Below are 723 nucleotides of genomic sequence, written 5' to 3' on the forward strand. Positions count from 1 at the left end.
AGTAAATCAAATAACACTGGATTTGATTCAAGTGCTTCTGGAGTGATACCAATTCCTTTCATGTGTGATGTTTTTCCTGTAGATGTTGTTTTATACGCATTTGGTATTTCTGTTGCTAAAACTCCAAGTTGTCCATGAATACCCATTCTTCCTCCAAAATTATTTAACATGTTCCAAACCCAAGGTGTTCCATCAAATTCTGGTTCATCCCACTGATATCCCCAAATATTAGATCTTCCAATCCATCTTGGATCTAATTCTGCATATAAATCTAAAACTAAAATATTATTTCTTCTTTCTGGTACAATACCATTTAATCCTTCTTGTGCTGGATTTTCTCTCCATGATTGAATTACCCAAACAGCTTCACTGTCATATTCTAACATTGAAGCCAGAGTTTCTTTATAAATAGTTGCTCTTGACATTCCTGCATCAGTACCACCTTCATGGAATGGATCTGTGGCATAATAATTAGAGAAGTACTTTCCATATACCTCCTCTTGGCATTTATAAAATATTCTTGCAAATTCCTTATAATCTGCACTATCTGTTCTTAACATAGCAGGTCTTTCAAAAGAGCACCATGTTCCTTGAGGTATTATCTCCACGTTTGGTCTTTTATCTTTTATATCTGTTGGCACCATTCCAGCATAACCTTGAAGAACTATTTTCATACCAAGTGCTTTCATTTTTCTTTGCATTTTTCTTGCAAGTTCTGTTCTA

At 34.6% G+C, this 723-nt stretch carries 1 protein-coding gene; it reads right to left on the minus strand.

All coding sequences use genetic code 11. From position 1 onward, the window contains the following. Positions 1 to 701 (minus strand): alpha-N-acetylglucosaminidase TIM-barrel domain-containing protein (locus tag GBZ86_RS16475; RefSeq protein WP_327445301.1); only part of this gene is annotated, 701 nt, incomplete at its 3' end. Between the last annotated feature and the right edge of the window lie 22 nt (positions 702 to 723).

This window comes from Clostridium tarantellae (assembly GCF_009295725.1).
In the GTDB taxonomy this organism is placed as follows: domain Bacteria; phylum Bacillota; class Clostridia; order Clostridiales; family Clostridiaceae; genus Sarcina; species Sarcina tarantellae.